We start from the raw sequence: 18,175 nt of genomic DNA on the forward strand, positions 1-18,175 counted from the left end.
TAGGACGTACACCGCATGTCGAACACCGGATTAAAGACGGTCCGACGGTCCGACGGTCCGACGGTCCGACGGACCGATCAGGGGCGGCCCTCAGTCCTGCCAGTAGAACAGCAGCGTGTGGACGTCGAGCGGCTCGCGCGACCCGAAGTAGTAGACGCCGAGGCCGGTGACGCGGATCGACCCGGTGGACCCGCCGATCCAGCGGAACCCGGCCGTCTCGAGGGCGGCGCGGACGGCGGGGTCGTCCTCGTGGTCGCCGGCGAACCGCCCCAGCGTGCTGATGAAGACCTCGTTCCCGGCGCCCTCCCCGTACCCGATCACGTGGTACGTACCGCCGCCCTGGCGGTGGGCCTCGCCGCAGGAGAGCGGGGGACGGGGAGCCAGCCCCGCCGCTGCCAGCGCGGCCGTGGCCAGGGCCAGTTGCCGCTCCTCGTCCGGCGGTTGCGGCGGCTCGGTGCACAGGGCCTCGATCCGCCAGCGCGGGTCGCTCTGCTTCGCGCAGTCGTGCCCGTACTCGTGCACGATCGCCCGCCGGACCTCCTCGTCCAGCCCCTCGACCTCCACCCGGGGGCGCCCCAGCGCCTCGTACACGGCCCGGGTCTGCGCCGCGTCACCCGTCATCCGGTGCAGCGCGTACGCGGCCCACAGCGCGGCGTCGGCCGTCGGAGCCTCGGCGAGGTAGGCGCGGACCCGGTCCGGGCAACTCAGCAGGGACTCCGCGAGGCGGGCCACCTGCGGGTCGGGGTCGGCGAGCGCGTCGGTGACGTCCTCACCGGCACGGTGCCGCATCCGCACGGCGACGGCCCGGTCCTCCGGCCGCCCGCCTTCGAGTGCCGAGAGGACCGCCTCCACCCCGTGCCGTTCCACGAGCGCGTCCAGTCCGGCCTCCCCGATCGCCCGCTTGGTCCGCCAGTGGCTGAACGCGAGGGTCGCCAACTCGGCCGCCGCCGTCCGGTCCCCGAGGGCCCCGCGAGCCTGGAGGACCGCCTCCGGCATGCCGTACGCCTCCTCACGCCGCCGGTCCTCGTGCCGGAGCCAGGGAAGGAGCTCGGCCCGGTCCGAGAGCAGGCCCAGCAAAGCCCTGCGGACCGTCCCCGAGTCCTCCGTGTCCCGGACGCACGCGAGCAGTTCGCCCGCGCGCGCTTCGGGCACCCGGCCGGCCAGCGCGTCCAGGCAGGCCGTGCGGCGCCACCAGGGCTGCTCACGGTCGACGGCGCACCGCACGAGCAGATCGGCGTCGTACGCCCGCAGCCCGGCGGCATCGGCCTGGCCGGCTGCGGGCGTCAAGGTCTCGATGTTCGGCATCCGGGGATGCTACTGCGCACCCCGGCGTGCGCCGAAGCGGATTACTCGGGTCCTGCCTCCGGGACCGCTCGGCGGTACAACTCGCCCCGGCCCGGCGCTCTCGTCACTGTCCAGCGGCCCCGAGCAGGCTCGCGCGCTCGTGGTCGGACAGCGGACTGCCCACCGGCAGTCCTTCGTCGGCCAGCAGTCTCCGCACCCACGCCGCGTCGGCTGCGAACGATGCCCGGCACAGGGCCCGCTCGGGGTGGTCCTCCTCGGGACCGCTGACCGCCAGATCCCACGGGCTGCCGGGGTCGGCCGGCTCGGACAGGCCTGGGCATCGATCCGGCGCACGACACGACCGGGGAAGGCCTCACCCCCCAGCCGCTGACACCCCGTCGAAAGGCCGACTTCGCGTACTTCATCGGAACGGAATTCACGGCCGTCACCACGGACGCTCTCCACCCGGAGCGGCTGGTGCCGCCCCCGCGGCGCAAGCCGGAACGCGCATCGTGCCGGCGACGGGCGGACCACCCGACGGACGGTGCACACCTGCCGCTGCGCACTGGCGCTCGCCGCGCAACTGAACACGGAAGCGGTCCAGTTCCCGGGCGGGCACAACGGCAGCACCGCGTTCCCCCGTGCGACGGCGCAGGTGCTCAAGGACGTGCTCGGCGGGTGACCCGGGCGGCGGGCCCGTGCGCTCAGCCGCGCGCGGAACGGTCAGGCGGCCCGGCAGAGCGCCGCGGGGCCGGCCGGGGCCGAGGTGCGGGCCACGGTCGCGTGCACGGGGCGGGGGCTGTCAACGGTGGCCGCGGCCTGCGAGCGGTTCCGGGCGAAGACGACCAGGCGCAGCACCGCGAACCGCGCGACACCGGTGAGTGCGGAGGCGGACAGGTACACGATCTGCTCGAGCGCCGCACCGGGCGCCGCCGTCAGCTGCTGCAGCACGAGCATCGCCATGCAGGTGACCGCGTAGGCGGCCGCCGCGGACCCGGCCGACTGTGCATGCTGGCGCCAGGTCGCGCGGCCGCCCGCGCCGAAGGTGAAGCGGGCGTGCAGCTCGGTGGAGAGGAGCGTGGAGCCCACGGTGACCAGCGCGTTGGCCAGGGCCCACGGCATCCAGGAGCCGAGGCCCGCCACGGCGAAGCTGGAGGCGATACCCACCCCGCCGCCGCAGAGCACGAAGCGGGCGAAGGCGGTGAAGGGGCCGGGGGCCGCTTGCTCCTGGCTCTGCGCTGACTCCATGATCCGACCCCTCCGCTGGCTCACTCCACGAAACGCGCTCCCGTCGCCTTGTCAGGCCGAGGGGAGCGCCGTCCACGACGCCATCATGGCACATGAATGGCGCCACGACGAGCCATTTATGGCACCATGCGCGCCATTGGTGGTGCCGCGCGTGGCGCCGGTTGTGAAGGTGCAGGTCAGCGACCCGGCATGGCGCGTCAGCTCAGGGTCTGCGTCAGTTCGCTGCGGGTTGAGGTGTGGACGAGTCGGCCGTGTGCTCCGTTGACGAGCGGGAGGTACGGCGGAACGTGCCCGCACTCGACGTCGGCGATGACGGGGACGTTCAAGGGGCCGAGTGCGTCGAGAACGGCTTGGTGCTGTGTGAGTGACTCGGTGTCAGGTGCCGAGGTCCTGCCGACGAGGATCGCGTTCGCCGCGTCGAAGAAGCCGGCCAGCCGCATCCCGTGCAGGTTCCTGCAAATGGTGAAGGCGTCGTCGCCGGCCGCTTCGACATAGACGAGGAGCCCTTCCGGGGACTCGGCTCGGGCGAAGGCGGAAGTGTCGAGGTAGGGCGTTCCCGTGAGGTTGCAGAGCGTCTCGATGCAGCCCCCGATCAGGCGCCCTTCGACCTCGACGTCTCCGTCGCCATCGAGCCTGGTCCACCTGCCCGGCGCGTCGAGCCTGAGTTCGCGTACCTCGGGTTGGGCCCGGTAGTCGTCCCAGCCGGCGGTGCGGTGGCGGTTGGGCGGGGTCTGCGTGAACCGGTGCCCCTGCGGGGCCGCGGCGATGTCGAGCCACGACAACAGCCCCTCGGGCACCCGGTAGGGCGTGTCCATGAGGTTGTTGCCGTGGACGGTCGCCGTTCCTGTGAGGAGGGTGAGCGGCGTGATGATGGTCGACATGTCGGAGAATCCGACGAGCCAGGTCGGCTCGGCGTCACGCAGCCGGTCCCAGTCGAGCAGCGGCAGCAGGTCGATCGCGGTCTCCCCGCCCCAGGGCGGCACCACGGCCCTGATGCGGGGATCCGTCAGCATCGCCGTCAGTTCGGCGGCCCGGCCGGCCGCGGGGGCACTGACGTGACCGGTGCCGTCCATGCAGGTGCCGACTTCTACGCCGTATCCCCGGGCCTCGACATCGCGGATCGCCACGTTGAGGCGCTCGCGCAGCTCCTTCGTGACTCCGCTCGAAGGTGACGTGATGCCGACGAGGTCACCGGGACGCAGGGGGTGTGGATATCGAACTGACATGCGCCGGATTCTGGCACGAGGTGCCGACGGTCCCTAACCGGTTTCGGCACGCCGCGAACGAGCAAATGCCTCCACGAGCCGGACTCTCACTGCGTCCAGCGCTACGGCACGACCTTGCCCACGCCGCCGAGGGCCTGGGTGGCGCGCTGGTTGATCTGCCACAGCTGGCCCTCACGGTTGCTGACGTAGATCCAGCCGTTGACGGTGTCGAGCGCGAGGCCCTCGCACGCCCCCAGGCCGGTGGCCACCACGCGCTGGGCGCCGTCCGCGAGAGTGATCTCGTACAGGCGCCCGTTCAGGTGGTCGATGGTGTACGCCCGGCCGGCGCCGTCAAGGGCCACGCGGATGGTGCTCGCCCCGGGAAGGGTCGTCACGACGCGGTGCGTACGGGCGGCCAGGTCGACCTCGTACAGCTGGCCGCCGCCGTCCTTGCGGCCGATGTACGCCTTGCCCCGCCCGTCCAGAGCCACCCCGCCGATGCCCTGGCCCAGGCCGGTGACGATCGTGCGCTTCTGTCCGCCCGGCAGGTCGACGGCGACCAGCAGCCCGTCGTGCCAGCTGGCGACGTAGGCCTTGCCCGCCGCGTCGAGCGCGACGCCGTACGCGCCCACCACGTCGGCGACCTTGCGGGAGGAGCCGCCGGCCAGGTCCACCGCCAGCAGACGCCCACCGCCGTAGTCGGTGGAGTAGGCCATGCCCTGGCCGTCCACCTGCACTTCGCCGATGTCGCCCAGGCCGCTCGCGGCCACGCGCTGGGCGCCGGTGTCGAGTTTCACCGCGGACAGCCTCCGGCCGTCCCGGTCGGCGACGTACGCCGTGTTCAGCGAGGGGTCGGCCGCCAGGCCTTCGGACGTCCCCAGACCCGTCGTGATGAGGGTGTGGTTCCTCCTGGTGGCGATGAGCTTCGACAGGTCTTCGAGCTTCGGCATGTCTTCGGCGCTGATGCTCACCTTCGGCGGTCCGAACGCCTTCGTGGTCGCCGAGGCCATGCCGGACGCCGAACCGGGGTCTTCGGAGACCTGCCGCTGTGCGGCGGCGACGCCCTGGGCGTTCTGGAAGAGCGGGCCCAGGAAACCCATGACGTCGAACGCCCCGTGCGCGGTCTGGCGCACGAGCCACGGGTCGCGTTCGCTCTCCAGCTTTCGCACGGCCTCCGAGACGTCACCGGCTCCCGGAGCGTCCTCGCCCGGCGCCTGAGCGGACTTGTCGGCTGAACCGGCTTCGTCTCCGCCGTTGTCGAAGATGTTCTTGAAGGACATGGGTTTCCCTCCCGACCCCTAGAGGGGCTGCTTCTGGTTCTGGTAGTCGAGTACTTCCGGCTGGAAAACCCGGTGTTCTCCGGTGTGGACGGCGACGATCTCAGCCGTCCCCTTCTGCATGAACCGCAATCCTGCGGCGCATCAGCATCGGGCCGAACTCGCCACCGGGTGAGAACCGGACAGAGGCCGCTGACCAGGCATTTGACCGGACGTCGGCGGGTGCGTTCCCGGGCTGCCCGCCGTCCACGGGGGTACCGCTCCTTGATCTTCGGGGCCAAGATCAGCTTGCGCGGTGCCGTGGCCGTCGGCACGGCCGATCGCGCGAGGTGTCCGGATCTGCGGTTCTGTGGCTACCGGCGCCGCCGGGGCCGCCCCTTCCGGCCCGATCTGATTTCAAGGAACGCTGCGGACGGGCGACTTCAGGACCACGGGTCCTCTTCGGTGTCCGGCGCGCCGGGGTCCAGCATGGTGCGGAGGCAGCGTTGCAGGCCGTTGCCCGCGGTGTCCTCCACGGCACGCATCCACGGCAGCGGCGCCATGAGGCGGGCTGTCTCCTCGGTGGCGAGATCGTCCAGCAGGGCGCGCAGGTCGTCGGGGACCGGCAGGTCCGTGAGGCACATCCAGCCCAGTGCGGCGCTCACCCGCACCTCGGGAGGCCGCCCGGGATCCGACCAGTGCGCCCGGATCCACCCCGGCGCGTCCGTGTCCCGGTGCGCCAGGGCCAGCTGCGCGGCCGCCAGCACCAGGCCGGCGCGTACGGCCGGATCCCGCTCGGCAAGCAGCCGGGTGCGGAACGCGGTACGGATGTCCCGGGCGCGGCCGGACGCGGCAGCCAGGGCGTAGGCGGTGGCGATGCGCACGCCTGGGTCCGCATCGTCGAGCAGAGGCAGGAGGAGGTCCGCGTCCGTGACGATCGCGTCGCGGGCGGCCTGCACCGACCAGTTTCCCGGGTATCCGGTGACCTCGAAGCCCCATTCGTCCCCGCTGTAGCGCAAACGCAGCAGGTCGGCACGCGTGCACACGCCGTGGTGCCACCAACGCGCGAGCGCGGCCGCCACGGCCAGGGCGCCGATGCGGTGGTGAGCGTGCGGGTCGGCTCCGATCCGCACGAGGAAGGGCACGGCCGGCACCGCCGCCGCGCGCATGTCGTTGGCGCACAGGCCTCCCAGCAGGTCGAGGGCGGCACTGACAGCCCCGGCGTCGTCCGAGCGCAGCCGCTCCATGGCCTCCTGGACCCGTACGCCCTCCGGGAAGCGCCCCCAGGGCACCTGCTCGATCATGAAACGGTCCCTGGCCTCCGGAGTGAGCGCCACCACCGCGCGCACGTCGAGCCGACCTCCCGCCTGATCGAGCGGATCGCCGTCGGTGAACGCCTGCTCCACCGCCTGGTACGCAGGGTCGCTCATCCACCCGTTCACGCAGCAACCTCCACGAAGCAGCCTCGACTACGAGCGATCCTGCCAGCTGCCACTGACAGCACCGGCCCACCGGCCGGGGCCCGTTGCGCTCGCGGTATGCGGCACGCTGAATACCGCGTTGCTCGATCGAAAGCCGTTCGACAGCATGGCGCCATGCGACGCCTCGAACACGCCCACGCCCCTCATCGGATCGGCGCTGTCCTGTGCGCCGTCCTTCTGGTTCCGGGCAACCTGGCGACCGCCTACCTCCTCCTGCTCGCCTATGCGGCGGAGCCGGCCGGCCCCTGGGACAGTGAGACCGCCGCCCACTCCGGTATCGCGGCCGGCCTGGCCCTGGCCCTGGCCTTCATCACGGCGCTCCTCACCTGGGTGTTCGTGAAGGCCGAGTGGCTGCACAGGTGGTGGTTCACCCTGCCGGCGCTGCCGGCCCTTGCCGCGGTCCTGCGCCTGACCGTCCTCGCTCCTGCACTGTGACGCTCGCGGAGATCGCCCCTGCGGGCACGCCGTCCCCTATGGCCGCCGGCCCGGGGACGGATGCCAGGTGTGTGCCGGGAGGGCCTCCGCCAGGGTGCTGAAGAAGCGCTGGTCGCGCCACGCGTCGAGGTTCCCGATCACGAAGAGGCGCCGCTTGGCGCGGCTGACCGCGACGTTGAGGAGGTTCGGCCGGGACGCCGCCCAGGCACGGGCGCCCGCGCGGCCCGGGTCCGTGCCCAGGACCAGGATGACCACGTCCGCCTCCTTGCCCTGGGTCGTGTGCACCGTACCGACCCGCTCGGCCGGCATCAGGTCCCGGCACACCCGTTTCGCACCGGCCACGACCTGCCGGAACGGGCTGATCACGAACACGTCCCGGCCCAGGTCCACGCCGCCCTCGTCGCGCAGCCGCTCCAGCACGCGCTTCAGGGCCCGCCCCTCCTCCGGGATCCAGTGCCCGTCCGCCTCCGCCCCGGTCACGTTCACCCAGCTGCTCGCCGGCCGGTAGACGTACGGCTCACGTTCCGCCGTCCCCTGGACCATCAGGCCGTCGTAGGCGACCGCGTTGCTGATGGAGAACATCGGGTCGTCGCACCGCCGGTGCACCCGCAGCGGCGAGCCCACCCACACCTCGTGGCCGCCGTCCGGGAGCTCGGCGGGCAGCAGGGTTCCGTAGCGGTTGGACCGGTCGGCGAGCTGCTGCACCGACGTGCGCCCCGGCGCCCACTCCTCCGCGGCGCCGAAATCGTCGCGCAGGGCACGCTGGGCCGTCCACGGGAGCACCACGACCGGCTCCAGCTGCAGCGGATCGCCGACCACGACCGTGCGCCGCGTCCGCCACATGCCGCCGACCGCCATCTGCGGAGTCGCCTGCCCGGCTTCGTCGACGAACAGCCAGCCGAGCGCCTCCGGCCCCAGCCGCCCGAAGACCCGGTCCAGTGAGGCGAACGTCGTCGACACGACCGGGACCACCACGAAGAGGCTCTGCCATGCCGCCCGCAGGTGCGCCTCGGGCACGGTCTCGGGCACGGCCCCCGCGACGGCGTCCATACCGGCCATGAGGTTGGCGTACATCGTGCGGGCCGTGCACCGCAGGAAGGCCTCGTGGAGGCCGAGGGCCGCGAGGAACACCTCCGTACGGGCCTTCGTGATCTCCGGATCTGACCAGGGCGCCGCCAGCTCGCGCGCCGAGTCGTCGGTGAGCCACGAGTCCTCGGGCACGAACCCTTCCCAGCGGCCCCGCGCCGCCGCCAGTGTCCTCTCCGTGCGCTCGGCCCGGGCACGCGCCGTGTCCTGCGCCTCCTCCTGGGCGCGCAGGCCTGCCGACACCGCGCCCACGGTTGCCCGTACGCCGTCCACGTGCGCCTGCGCCGTATCCCGTACCCCACGCGCGGCGGCGACCAGGCCGGCGGCATCGGCCTCGTCCGCGTGCCAGCCGCGCGCGGCCCGACCCAGCGTGAACAGGCTCACCGTGAAGCCGGGCCGCCGGGCCAGATGCGCCTGATGCACACGCTCGGCCTCCGCCAGGTCCTGCTGCGCCCGCGCCAGCGCCGCCTCGGCCGGCGGGAGCGCCTCCCGTACGCGAGCCAGCTGCGCCGTGTGCTGCACCACGGCCAACTGAGCCCGCAGCAAGGCCTCGTACGCCGCTGTCTGATCCGTGTACGCCGCGGCGGCGCCGGCCCGCTCGTCGCGCAGCCGCCCGACCTCGGCCAAGGCCGCCTCGAACCGCAGCTTCGCCTCGCGCCACACACCCGTCTGCGGGGTGTCGCGCCACTGCCGCAGCAGGTGGGAGAGCCCGCTGCCGCTGTCGAGCCACGCGTTGCGCGTCCGGCGGCGCCCGCCGTCGGCCTGCGGCGGCACGGGCGGCGGGGGAGGGGCGCCCGCGTCGCTCTGGCGGAACTTGCCGTGCCAGAAGCGGTTGACGAACTCCAGACGGTTCCTCTTGCTCCCCAGGCGCGCCGCCACGGCGCCCCACGCCGGTTCACCCTTGAGGAGACGGGTGGCCTGCTCGGCGAAGTAGTCGGCCTCCTCCCGCCACTGCTCGCCGAGCGCCTCGCGGGCGGGGATCTCGGTGGAGATGTTCTCCACCGCGCCGTTGTTGGCGGAGGCGACGACCATCTCGAAGCCCGTGAACTCGGGCCGCAGCGGGGTGACCGTACGGGTGTAGTCGCCGCTCTTCCACACGTACGGGGCCTGCTTGGCGAAGGCCTCGGACGGCAGGCGCAGGGCGGCCAGACGACGGGCCCGCTCGACGACGGTCGCGGCGAAGCAGTCGCGCAGCATGGTCGTCTTGCCGGTGCCGGGCGGGCCGTTGACGGCGAAGATCCCGGCCGTGGGGGCGAGCTCGGTGTGGACGGCGTTGACGGCGAACTGCTGGCTCAGCGCGAGCGGGTGCGAGTCTTCCGCCGGCCAGCGGCCCGCGGGGGTACGGGTGGGGGCCACGCCGGCGAGCGCGGCCGCGGGGTCCAGGCGCAGGTCGACACGACGGGTCTTGTCGAACGCCGCGCCGGGAGTGAGGTAGGAGGCGAGCCCCGGGCCGGGATCGCTCCGGGCGAGCGCGCCGGCCACCCGGTCGAGATCGGCGGCGATGAAGCTGTTGAGGAAGTCCTGCTGGTCGGCGTCGCCCGCGTGATCGAGCCGTACGGGGATGCTGCGGACGCGCACCCCGGCGGGGTTCAGTGCCACGGAGACGCCCCAGGCCTCGGCCAGCTCCTCCATGAACTCCAGGAGACGCGCGGCCGTGACCAGGCCCTGGCCGACGGGGGATTCCTCCTTCCCGTCGCCCTGACGCTCCACGGGGGACGACGGCGTGGCAGCGGCGGGCCCGCCGAGCGAGGCGGCCCGGCTGCCCCACGCGCCGGCCTCCGCCTCGAACCCGTCGAGCCAGCCACGGCTGCCGGGGCCGGGCGCCACCGCGCGGCCCGTGGCCCAGGCGCACGAGGAGAAGACGGGGGAGTCCAGCAGCAGCCGGCCCTCGTCGGTGACGGTCAGGGCGAACAGCGCGCTCTCGCCGTCCATCCGGCCGTCGTGGTCCTCGCCGCTCTCACCGAAGACGTGGAGCAGGGTGTCGCGTACGGCGCCGAGGGCGAAGACCCCGCCGTAGACGACGTGCTGCCATCCGTACCCCGCCTCCGGCGGGACAGAACGCACCGGGTGTCCGGCCTCCCAGGGCATGGGGCCGTCCGGCTCCGCCGCGTACACGCGCTCCCGGACGGATAAGGCCGGTACCTTCTGCGGACTGAACAACTCGACCGCCCGCCAGTACCCGACGATCCCGCTCCGCCGCCGGCGCTCGCCCCCCGCTCCACCCACGCCCACTCCCCGTCCTCGGTGATCATCACTACGAGGCACCTTATGGCGCCCGGGCGGGCAGGTCAGGCCGTTGCGATGTCCGGCTGTTGACCTTGCCGTTGGCGGCAGGGTTGCACGCTGAGCGGCATGAACAGCATCGCATCGCAGAGCGGCAGGGTCGTCCTCGTCACGGGAGCCGGCACAGGAATCGGTCGGGCCACCGCCCGCGCCTTCGCCGCCGAGGGCGCCCATGTGGTCGCGATCGGGCGGCGGACCGAACCGCTCGAGGAGACTGCCGCCGGGTACGACCGGGTGAGGCCGCTGGCCGCCGACATCACCGCCGAGGGCGGGCCCGACCGGATCATCCAGCAGGTGCTGGAGACACACGGCCGACTGGACGTGCTCGTCAACAACGCGGGCATCGTGCGCGGCGGCGCCCTCGGCACCCTGACGCCGGACATGATCGAGGCTCAGCTCGCCACGAACCTCGTCGCCCCCGTCCTGCTGGCCCAGGCCGCCCTGCCGGCCCTGGAGACGTGGGGCGGGGTGATCGTCAACGTCAGTACGTCGGTGGGGCAGCGGGCCTGGCCCGGCAGCTCGGTCTACGCCGCGACCAAGACCGCCCTGGAACTCCTCACCCGCAGCTGGGCGGTCGAGCTGGCACCCCGCGGCGTCCGGGTGGTGGCGGTCGCACCCGGCGCCGTCGACACCCCCATCGGCGAGCACCAGGGCCTGACACCGGAGCGGATGGCCGCGGTACGGGAGTGGCAGCTGGCGCACACCCCGCTGGCCCGGATCGGCCGCCCCGAGGAGGTCGCCTGGGCGATCACCCAGCTGGCCTCACCAGCGGCGTCCTTCGTCACCGGAGTGGTACTCCCGGTCGACGGCGGGGCAGTTGTCGCGTGATAGAAGTGGTCCCGGAGGTGGGGCGGGTGCGGATCGGTGAGCTGGCCAGGACGACGGGCACGACCGCCCGTGCGCTGCGGCACTACGAGCAGGCCGGGCTGATCTCCTCCGAACGGGCCTTCAACGGTTACCGCGTCTACGACGACACGGCGGCGGTGCGGGTCCGCAACATCCGTTCCTTGCTGGCGGTCGGGCTCACCCTGGACGACGTACGCGTGTTCCTGCCGTGCCTGGACGGCGATGTGGCCGCCGCACCACCCTCCGACAAGGGCCTACGGGTCGCACGGGAACGGCTGGCGGTCCTCAACGAACGCATCGCCGCCCAGATCCGGGCCCGCGACCGACTGGAAACCGCACTCCGGGACAGGGCCGGCGACCGGGCCCGCCCGGCGCTCTGACCAGTACCTGACCCGGAACCCGCGGGAGCGGCCTATGCGGTCGCGCGGAGGCGGGTGGCGGCCGCCTCCGCCTCCCGTACGACGCGGTCCGTGTCGACCTCGACCAGTCGGCCGCCGAGCTTCAGTGCCCGGCCTTCGACGAACACGGCGTCGATGTTCTCGGGGCGCCCGTTGAAGACGATCTGGCCGACCCAGTCGAAGCGCGGTGCGAAGTTCAGGGCGGCCGGGTCGATGACGACGAGGTCGGCCCGCTTGCCGGGGGTCAGCGAGCCCACCCGGTCGGCGATGCCGAGGGCCTCGGCGCCGCCCAGGGTGGCCATCCGCAGGACGTCGTGCACCTGCGGGAAGACCCCGGCGTCCGTGGCGCGGGCGCGTTGCAGGCCGATGGCCGTCTTCATCAGCGCGTGGAAGTCCGAGCTGTCGTTGGTTCCGCCGTCCAGGCCGAGCCCGACCTTGACCCCCCGCCGTCTGAACTCGGACAGTCGCATGATGCCGGAGGCCAACCGCATGTTGCTCAGCGGGCAGTGGGCCGCCCGTACGTCGTGTTCGGCGACGGCGGCGATCTCGGCGTCGGTCAGGTGGATCGCGTGGTTGATCAGGAGCCGCGGGCCGAGGGCGCCGATGTCGGCGAGGACTCCGATGGGGTCGTCGGGGCGCTGCTCGGGGCGTTCCAGGACATGGGAGTTGAGCATGACTCCCATGTCCTGCGCCGCTTCCCAGTGCGCGCGGTTGAGGTCCTGGACGGCGCGGGCCGCATGCGTGGCGACCTGGAAGGAACCGAGCGCCACCGGGTCGACGAGCTCCTTCTTCACCTTAGTGACCAGCACCGCGTCGGGCTTGGGCGGGAACATCGCGTAGGTGAACCGCACCCCGGTGCCGGCCAGGGCCCGTACGTAGCTCTCGACGAGGTCGTACGAGAAGATGTCCACCCAGTCCACCAGGGTGGTCACGCCCGACTGGACGGCGTCGAGGGCGGCGAGTCGCACGAAGCTGTGGAGGGCCGCAGACGTGAGCCGACCGCGCTGGGGGTCGGTACACCCCTGGAACCAGCCGAACAGGTCGCGGTCGGTACACCCGCCGCGGATCACCGCCTGCCAGAGGTGGGTGTGGGTGTCGACGAACCCCGGCATGGCCAGCTTGCCCGAGGCGTCCACCACCCAGGCACCGCGCGGCGCCTGGAGAGCCGTGCCTACGGCGGCGATGGTGCCGTTCTGCATCAGGACGTCGGCGTTCTCGATGGCACCCAGGGGGCCACTGCCGACGGCCGGGTCCATGGTGAGCACCAGGGAGGCCCCGCGGAGCAGGACCGTCCGGCCGACCTGCGCTGACTGCTCGGGAGGGTTGAGGGGTACGGCACGGGAGGTGACGCCGAGGGCGAGCGGGGCGGCGGCGGCCAGACCGAGGCCGGTGAGGAGAGCGCGTCGGCTGGGAGCCGACGGCGGGGTGGGGGCTGACTGCATGGCGTGTTACCTCCCGAGGACTCAGAACGGAAGGCCCGCCCGGGCGACGCCGTGGCGGGCGTCGAGCAGGGGCGGGAGATTACACGCAGCATGCCCAGCGAACGGCCTTTCGATAGGCGTCAGCGGAAAACATTTTCCATTCTGGTCATGTGTCCGCCATGTCGCCGCTGGCGGTCCTGGAAGCGGAGGCACCCCCACCGGGCGTCCCGGGCAAGGGTGCCGCCGCACTGCGCCCACGGGCCGGATCGGCCGGCACCAGCGGCTCGATCCGGTCCCGCAGCACATCAGTGATCACTGGCCGGACAACCGTAGGCTCAGGAGCCGGCGAGGCGGCGCATCATGTCCATGAGCTCGGGCGGCGGGGCGATGCTCATCGTCTTGGTCTCGTCGTCGAAGACGGTGATCGTGGTCAGGGTGCCCGCCCGCCACCAGAACACCCGCGGCGAGAGACGTCCGGGGCCGTCCTCGTAGGCGCCGAGGCCGAACTGGGCGAGGTCGTTGACGGCCTCGCCCACGTGGCGGTCGGCGAGCGGATAGAAGACGAGGTTGTGGCGGTTCGGGACCGTCAGCAGGACTCCCTCGGCGGGAAGTTCGGGGCCACCCGCGGCGCGGACCGCCTCCTCGAAGACGAGCGCCTTGCTGGCGGCGTAGACGGAGTCGCCGCCGATGATGTGGAGGACGGCGCCGCCGGGCCGCTCGATCGTGTCGTAACCCACCGGTTCGGCGAGCAGGTTGGCGCGCGCGGCCGTGTACAGCACGTCGCGGTCCACGCGGGCGACGTCCTGGTCGTCCAGCAGGCGGACGCTGTCCGGGGTGTCGTACGCGATGCCCTCCAGCAGGTCGGTGGCGACGGGCCGCAGGTAGCCGAACTGGTGGGCTGCCTCGGGCGGTATGGACTCGGCGGCGGCCAGCCGCAGGTAGACGTTGCGCAGCGGGTCTGCGGCGGCGTCCGGGGTGGTGGGGGGCGTCTGGTCGGTCATGCGCTGTTCCTTCGGCAATGGTGGTCGTGGTGGTGGTCGGCCGCCGCGCCGGGGGCCTGGCCTGGCGGGGCCGTGCAGACCGGAGCGGGGGCGCCGTGGCGGTTCCCGGCCGGCCGCTGGGCCTGCCAGGTTCGGCTCGGGGCGCGGCACAGGCGGCCGCCACGCGGAAGGTTGCGGGCCGGGCGAACCGGCGGACCGCCCTTGCGGAGCGCGTCCCTGTCTGCGGGTCAGGTCCGAGATCAACCGGACACCGTCACCGTATCAGCGCGTCGGGCAAGGCCGCGGTCTGGACGGATCGGCCGGGCGCGAGCGGCCGGTGGGCGGCGGAGGCCATCCGGCTCGAGGGTGGTCCCGGCCGGACTGCGCGAGCGGAGGCCGGAGTGCGCGAGCCGAGTGCCGGAGTGCCGGAGGTACGAGGCCCCGGGACGCGGGTCCCGGGGCCTCGCTGTGCACTTCGCTTGACCGTCCGGTTCAACGACCGGCCGGGCGTTGCGTCACGCGCAGAGGGTGTCGGGTTCGGCGGGCTCACACCCAGGTGTAAGTCTCGTCGGTGACGGCGTCCAGGGCGGCGTCGGTGATCGTTGCGCGGGGGTCGGTGAGGGCGGCGAGGGCGGGGCCGATGGGCGGGAAGATCGGCAGCTCGGCCGTCTTGCGGTAGTCGACCCACTCGATCACGCCGACTTCGTGACTGCCGTCGGGCAGTTCGTCCAGTTCCTGCTCGGCGAGAGCGTCGCGGAGCTCGGGGGTGATGTGGAATCGGTGGATCAGGTGGAGCTTGCGCGGTGGCGGGGTGGGCCCGGGACGGGTGACGCGCTGGTCGACGACCCACAGGAGTTCCCCGCCCTCGGCTCGGTCGATGTCCAGGTCGAGTTCTTCGGCGAGTTCGCGGCGGAGGGCCTCGCGCAGGTCTTCTCCGTCTTCGACGTTGCCGCCGGGCGGGGTGTAGTGGGTGGAATCGGCGCGGTCGCGCCGGATGAGTGCGACGTCGTGACCGCAGAACACCAGTGCCCCGGTCCGGATCTTGATCCGCGAGAAGGGGGCGGGCGTGACGGGTGTGGCAGGGGTGCTCGTCATGACTGCCAGTATCGCGGCGGGGTTCTTCGCCGCCGGAGCCTGCCACAACCTCGCGTACGCGTTCATGGATGCCCATCCGGAGGCCGGCTTCCGACCCATCGGTCTCTGGCCGCGCGAAGCGAGGGATCCGGGCCATGTCTACGTCACGGACGGGAGATGGGCGTTCGATCACGCCGGCTGGACCCCGCAGAGCGAGTTGCCGGCCGTCACGCGGGCGACCGAACCCTAGGCCGACTTCCAGCCGCGGATCATCACCATGGATCTCGACACCTTCTGCGTCAGCCACCACCACAGGCCGCGGCGACGCTTCGCGTTCGATCACGGCGCTGCCGGCACGCGACGTCGTGGCGCGAGCATCCGCGCTCATGAGCTGTCCCGATTTCATGAGTTCGACCGGTCGCAGCGCTCCTGGCAGAGTGGATCTCATGAGCTCCGAGCACGCGCCGCACCCCACACCGATCCGCCACCACGACCACGGCACGTGGCTCGTCCGGTTCACCGGCCGGATGCTCGTGGTCTGCCCGAAGTGCGGGGGACGCGCACTCGTCGTGCCCCTGCCCGGTCTCCCGGCGCCGGAGTACTTCAGCGACCTGCTCTTCCGGCCCCGCCGCCTCGCCTGCGCGGGCTGCGGCGCGGTCGCCGACTGGACGGCCGAGGAACGGGGCGGAGGTCTGGTCGGTGCGGTGCCCGGAGGTACCGAGGACCCCTTCTTCCGGCGGCCGCTCTGGCTTCAGACGCGCTGCGCGGGACGCGTTCTGTGGGCGTACGACGAGGAGCACATTGACGCCCTCGCCGCCTACGTGGGCGCCCAGCTGCGCGAGCGTCACGCCTCACCGACGAGGGCGATGTTCGCCCGCCTGCCGGCCTGGATGAAGTCCGCGGAGCGGCGTCCCGAGGTGTTGGCCGGCTTGGCGACCCTCAGGGCCCTCGCCCAACTCTCGGCTCCCGCCGACCGTTCCGATGCCGCCCATGAACGTGGCGACCGCCCGCGCCACCACGGCAGCCGGTACTTCCGCGGAGGCCCGTACTGAAGGGTGGGGGAGCCGCCGATGCGGGAGGCCTACCTGCTGCTGGTCCCCTTCACCCTCGGCGACGGCACGTCGCGGCCAGCGCGAGCAGCACCGGTTTCGGCGAGCGATATCTCGAACGCTTTATCACACCAATTGGGTGCGGGAATTCTACGGTCCGGACGAACCGTGACGAACCCCTTTGAGGACAACGACGCCAGCTACTACGTCCTGGTGAACGGTGAGGGCCAGCACTCCATCTGGCCCGTCTTCATCGACGTCCCGCGCGGGTGGACCATCGCCCACGGCCAGGACGCGAGGCAGTCCTTCCCAGTCCTGCCTGGACTTCATCGAGCGGAACTGGACCGACATGCGCCCCAAGAGCCTCATCGCCGCGTCGGCCCAGCAGGCGGGCTGAGCCTCCGTACCGGCTCCATGGGCGTGATGCCGACGTGAATGGACCGCTGGTGGGTGTCACGTAAATGCCACCCATTGCGGAAGGCTGGCACGTTACGGTCACGGACCCTCACCATCAGTGGCGCACGAAGCATTGTGAAGTCTTCCCATTCTCCTCTCCTGAAAGGGATTTCACATGCGCGTATCATTCGCGGCAAAGGCCGCCGTGGCCGCGGCCCTGGCCGCCGCCTCCCTGACCGTCGCCGCCCCGGCCAACGCCAGCCAGCAGGCAGCGCTCACCGAGGTCAAGTGCAGCAGTGACAAGGACCAGATGTCCTTCACCAAGTTCGTGGGGTACACCCGCTGTTTCAAGGGCGTTGGCGACCTCGACGTGAAGCCCCTGTGGAACACCGAGGCCAACTGGGTGATCACCGGCAACCACTCGGGCTGGTTCAGCTACGAGCCCACCCCGGGTGACGTGAAGGTCCAGCACTTCAGCAAGTACCAGACCCTGACGGGGCAGTTCTATCCGCTCCGGCACATCCACGTCGACGGCTGAGTCGGCTGATCCGTCAGCGATGACCTGGCCGGGTTAGCCCGCCGGGCCGTCCGCCGGCTCGTCCTCGTCGCCGCCCCAGACGGCGACGAGGACGAGTGGGAGCGCGAAGGCGCCCCGGACGACGGAGATCCTCCCGGCAGCCCCCTCGAATAGCCGGACGGAACTCTCCCGGCGCCTCCGGGACGGTTGCCGGACGGCCCTACAGCCGCTCCAGCGGCACGCCCGCGTACGCCTCCCGCAGAGAGGTGACCACCGGGTCGTCGGTGCGGAAGACGACGTCGTCGACCGACGCCACCGACCGCACACCGATGGCCGTGTTCGTGGCGAAGGCGGACCGCATCGACCGCAGCAGGCCGTCCGTCACCGGAGCGGTGACATGCCCGCCGTGCGCCGACCGGAGCAGCCTCATGGTGACTCCCTGCAGGACGTCGGCCTCCGGCCACACCACGGTCCCGGCCGCGTCCACGAAGCCGATGTTCCAGGTGCAGCCTTCGGACACCAGCCCGTCCGCACCGGCGAACAACACGTCGTCGAACCCGGCGAGCCGAGCCGCCCGCCGCAGCCGCAACTGCCCGAAGAGCGCCACGTGCTTCACCGTCGGCGCGTCACGGTGGTAGGGGAGCCGCTGCACCCGCAGCGGGCCCGCCGCGCCACCTGCGGGCCGCGTGGTCACGAGTACGCAGGGCCGGACCTCCCGGTCCGGGGCCGCCAGGTCCAGCTCCGGACCGAACACCGTGACGCGGACGGTGAGCCGTCCGGCGCCCCCGCCCACCTCCCGGCGTACGCACTCCCGCACCCACTCGGGATCCAGCTCCGCGCCGAACACCGTCCGACAGTCGCCGACCAGCCGGTCGAGGTGGAGCGCGAGCCCCCGTACCGCGCCGTCCTTCACGACCATGGTGGTGAAGTGCCCGTAGTTGGTGAGTGCGAGGGCCTGCATGTCGGCGAGGCCGACGGGGGACCCGTTCAAGGTAGCCATGCCCGCAGTCTGCCGTGGCCGGCCTGGTGATTCGACCAGGCCCGTACGGCGGAGGGCCCGCACGGTGCCGGCCGGCCCGGGCGGTCGGAGCCTTGGACGGTCCGTCACTCCTGGGTGATGGCGGCCCGGAAGACCGTAGAGCACTTCGGGGGCACGTTCGGGGATCTCGTGCCTCCGTACCCGCCGCGGTGCAGTCCTGATGTCGAGGCGGCCCGA

General features: G+C 72.3%; 17 protein-coding genes and 1 pseudogene. 8 read left to right on the top strand and 10 right to left on the bottom strand.

The annotated features are described in order from the left end of the window. Positions 1 to 90: 90 nt before the first annotated feature. Positions 91 to 1,305, bottom strand: coding sequence for a hypothetical protein (locus RIU97_RS40200; protein ID WP_404962447.1), 1,215 nt, complete (start codon positions 1,303 to 1,305; stop codon positions 91 to 93). A 523-nt stretch (positions 1,306 to 1,828) separates the two neighbouring features. On the opposite strand from RIU97_RS40200, the gene RIU97_RS40205 reads away from it, so the two are divergent. Continuing rightward, on the top strand, positions 1,829 to 1,966 hold the full coding sequence (locus RIU97_RS40205; RefSeq protein ID WP_404962448.1) for a hypothetical protein: 138 nt from the start codon (positions 1,829 to 1,831) through the stop codon (positions 1,964 to 1,966). A 41-nt stretch (positions 1,967 to 2,007) separates the two neighbouring features. On the opposite strand, the gene RIU97_RS40210 is transcribed toward RIU97_RS40205, so the two are convergent. From RIU97_RS40210 to RIU97_RS40225, 4 genes are all read right to left on the bottom strand, one after another. Beyond that, positions 2,008 to 2,532 carry a hypothetical protein gene (locus RIU97_RS40210; protein WP_404962449.1) on the bottom strand — a complete coding sequence of 175 codons (525 nt, stop codon included), beginning with the start codon at positions 2,530 to 2,532 and terminating at the stop codon, positions 2,008 to 2,010. Between the two features lie 197 nt (positions 2,533 to 2,729). Further along, the gene (locus tag RIU97_RS40215; RefSeq protein WP_404962450.1) at positions 2,730 to 3,758 is read right to left on the bottom strand and encodes a S66 peptidase family protein; all 1,029 of its coding nucleotides are present in this window, start codon (positions 3,756 to 3,758) and stop codon (positions 2,730 to 2,732) included. Positions 3,759 to 3,859: 101 nt separating this feature from the next. Next, a complete protein-coding gene (locus RIU97_RS40220) occupies positions 3,860 to 5,017 on the bottom strand; it encodes a hypothetical protein (RefSeq protein WP_404962451.1) in 1,158 nt (385 codons plus the stop codon). A 419-nt stretch (positions 5,018 to 5,436) separates the two neighbouring features. Further along, entirely contained in the window at positions 5,437 to 6,423 is a 987-nt protein-coding gene (locus tag RIU97_RS40225) for a hypothetical protein (protein ID WP_404962452.1), read from the bottom strand. Between the two features lie 165 nt (positions 6,424 to 6,588). On the opposite strand from RIU97_RS40225, the gene RIU97_RS40230 reads away from it, so the two are divergent. Further along, positions 6,589 to 6,909 carry a hypothetical protein gene (locus RIU97_RS40230; protein ID WP_404962453.1) on the top strand — a complete coding sequence of 107 codons (321 nt, stop codon included), beginning with the start codon at positions 6,589 to 6,591 and terminating at the stop codon, positions 6,907 to 6,909. 36 nt (positions 6,910 to 6,945) lie between these two features. Here the strand turns inward: RIU97_RS40230 and RIU97_RS40235 are convergent, their stop codons facing one another. Further along, the gene (locus RIU97_RS40235; RefSeq protein ID WP_404962454.1) at positions 6,946 to 10,221 is read right to left on the bottom strand and encodes a DEAD/DEAH box helicase; all 3,276 of its coding nucleotides are present in this window, start codon (positions 10,219 to 10,221) and stop codon (positions 6,946 to 6,948) included. A gap of 126 nt (positions 10,222 to 10,347) precedes the next feature. Between RIU97_RS40235 and RIU97_RS40240 the strand changes: the two genes are divergently transcribed. Both RIU97_RS40240 and RIU97_RS40245 read left to right on the top strand, forming a co-directional pair. Beyond that, complete coding sequence (locus RIU97_RS40240; protein WP_404962455.1) at positions 10,348 to 11,106, top strand: SDR family NAD(P)-dependent oxidoreductase; 759 nt, start codon at positions 10,348 to 10,350, stop codon at positions 11,104 to 11,106. Between the two features lie 26 nt (positions 11,107 to 11,132). Further along, positions 11,133 to 11,504, top strand: a complete 372-nt coding sequence (locus RIU97_RS40245; protein WP_404963104.1) for a MerR family transcriptional regulator — start codon at positions 11,133 to 11,135, stop codon at positions 11,502 to 11,504. Positions 11,505 to 11,536: 32 nt separating this feature from the next. Here RIU97_RS40245 and RIU97_RS40250 read toward each other — a convergent pair whose 3' ends face one another. From RIU97_RS40250 to RIU97_RS40260, 3 genes are all read right to left on the bottom strand, one after another. Further along, a complete protein-coding gene (locus RIU97_RS40250) occupies positions 11,537 to 12,964 on the bottom strand; it encodes an amidohydrolase family protein (RefSeq protein WP_404962456.1) in 1,428 nt (475 codons plus the stop codon). 314 nt (positions 12,965 to 13,278) lie between these two features. Further along, on the bottom strand, positions 13,279 to 13,944 hold the full coding sequence (locus RIU97_RS40255) for a hypothetical protein (protein ID WP_404962457.1): 666 nt from the start codon (positions 13,942 to 13,944) through the stop codon (positions 13,279 to 13,281). Between the two features lie 525 nt (positions 13,945 to 14,469). Beyond that, the gene (locus RIU97_RS40260) at positions 14,470 to 15,018 is read right to left on the bottom strand and encodes an NUDIX domain-containing protein (RefSeq protein ID WP_404962458.1); all 549 of its coding nucleotides are present in this window, start codon (positions 15,016 to 15,018) and stop codon (positions 14,470 to 14,472) included. Between RIU97_RS40260 and RIU97_RS40265 the strand changes: the two genes are divergently transcribed. The 4 genes and pseudogenes from RIU97_RS40265 to RIU97_RS40280 all read left to right on the top strand — a co-directional run bounded on the left by RIU97_RS40265 (position 15,017) and on the right by RIU97_RS40280 (position 16,980). Next, positions 15,017 to 15,247 carry a hypothetical protein gene (locus tag RIU97_RS40265; protein WP_404962459.1) on the top strand — a complete coding sequence of 77 codons (231 nt, stop codon included), beginning with the start codon at positions 15,017 to 15,019 and terminating at the stop codon, positions 15,245 to 15,247. The genes RIU97_RS40260 and RIU97_RS40265 overlap by 2 nt on opposite strands. A 196-nt stretch (positions 15,248 to 15,443) precedes the next feature. Beyond that, entirely contained in the window at positions 15,444 to 16,049 is a 606-nt protein-coding gene (locus RIU97_RS40270) for a hypothetical protein (RefSeq protein WP_404962460.1), read from the top strand. A gap of 165 nt (positions 16,050 to 16,214) precedes the next feature. Continuing rightward, positions 16,215 to 16,443: pseudogene (locus tag RIU97_RS40275) on the top strand (MbtH family protein). 174 nt (positions 16,444 to 16,617) lie between these two features. Then, positions 16,618 to 16,980: a hypothetical protein gene (locus RIU97_RS40280; RefSeq protein WP_404962461.1), complete on the top strand. Its 363-nt coding sequence runs from the start codon at positions 16,618 to 16,620 to the stop codon at positions 16,978 to 16,980. Positions 16,981 to 17,179: 199 nt separating this feature from the next. Here RIU97_RS40280 and RIU97_RS40285 read toward each other — a convergent pair whose 3' ends face one another. Continuing rightward, positions 17,180 to 17,959 carry an aminotransferase class IV gene (locus RIU97_RS40285; protein WP_404962462.1) on the bottom strand — a complete coding sequence of 260 codons (780 nt, stop codon included), beginning with the start codon at positions 17,957 to 17,959 and terminating at the stop codon, positions 17,180 to 17,182. Positions 17,960 to 18,175: the final 216 nt, after the last annotated feature.

This window comes from Streptomyces sp. 147326 (assembly GCF_045000215.1).
Taxonomy (GTDB): Bacteria; Actinomycetota; Actinomycetes; order Streptomycetales; family Streptomycetaceae; genus Streptomyces.

What these genes read in the sequence shown, in the direction of transcription:
- RIU97_RS40200 (WP_404962447.1), bottom strand. Translation starts at nt 1,305, where the DNA reads ATGCCGAACATCGAGACCTTGACGCCCGCAGCCGGCCAGGCCGATGCC.
- RIU97_RS40210 (WP_404962449.1), bottom strand. Translation starts at nt 2,532, where the DNA reads ATGGAGTCAGCGCAGAGCCAGGAGCAAGCGGCCCCCGGCCCCTTCACC.
- RIU97_RS40215 (WP_404962450.1), bottom strand. Translation starts at nt 3,758, where the DNA reads ATGTCAGTTCGATATCCACACCCCCTGCGTCCCGGTGACCTCGTCGGC.
- RIU97_RS40220 (WP_404962451.1), bottom strand. Translation starts at nt 5,017, where the DNA reads ATGTCCTTCAAGAACATCTTCGACAACGGCGGAGACGAAGCCGGTTCA.
- RIU97_RS40225 (WP_404962452.1), bottom strand. Translation starts at nt 6,423, where the DNA reads ATGAGCGACCCTGCGTACCAGGCGGTGGAGCAGGCGTTCACCGACGGC.
- RIU97_RS40230 (WP_404962453.1), top strand. Translation starts at nt 6,589, where the DNA reads ATGCGACGCCTCGAACACGCCCACGCCCCTCATCGGATCGGCGCTGTC.
- RIU97_RS40240 (WP_404962455.1), top strand. Translation starts at nt 10,348, where the DNA reads ATGAACAGCATCGCATCGCAGAGCGGCAGGGTCGTCCTCGTCACGGGA.
- RIU97_RS40250 (WP_404962456.1), bottom strand. Translation starts at nt 12,964, where the DNA reads ATGCAGTCAGCCCCCACCCCGCCGTCGGCTCCCAGCCGACGCGCTCTC.
- RIU97_RS40255 (WP_404962457.1), bottom strand. Translation starts at nt 13,944, where the DNA reads ATGACCGACCAGACGCCCCCCACCACCCCGGACGCCGCCGCAGACCCG.
- RIU97_RS40265 (WP_404962459.1), top strand. Translation starts at nt 15,017, where the DNA reads ATGACTGCCAGTATCGCGGCGGGGTTCTTCGCCGCCGGAGCCTGCCAC.
- RIU97_RS40260 (WP_404962458.1), bottom strand. Translation starts at nt 15,018, where the DNA reads ATGACGAGCACCCCTGCCACACCCGTCACGCCCGCCCCCTTCTCGCGG.
- RIU97_RS40270 (WP_404962460.1), top strand. Translation starts at nt 15,444, where the DNA reads ATGAGCTCCGAGCACGCGCCGCACCCCACACCGATCCGCCACCACGAC.
- RIU97_RS40280 (WP_404962461.1), top strand. Translation starts at nt 16,618, where the DNA reads ATGCGCGTATCATTCGCGGCAAAGGCCGCCGTGGCCGCGGCCCTGGCC.
- RIU97_RS40285 (WP_404962462.1), bottom strand. Translation starts at nt 17,959, where the DNA reads ATGGCTACCTTGAACGGGTCCCCCGTCGGCCTCGCCGACATGCAGGCC.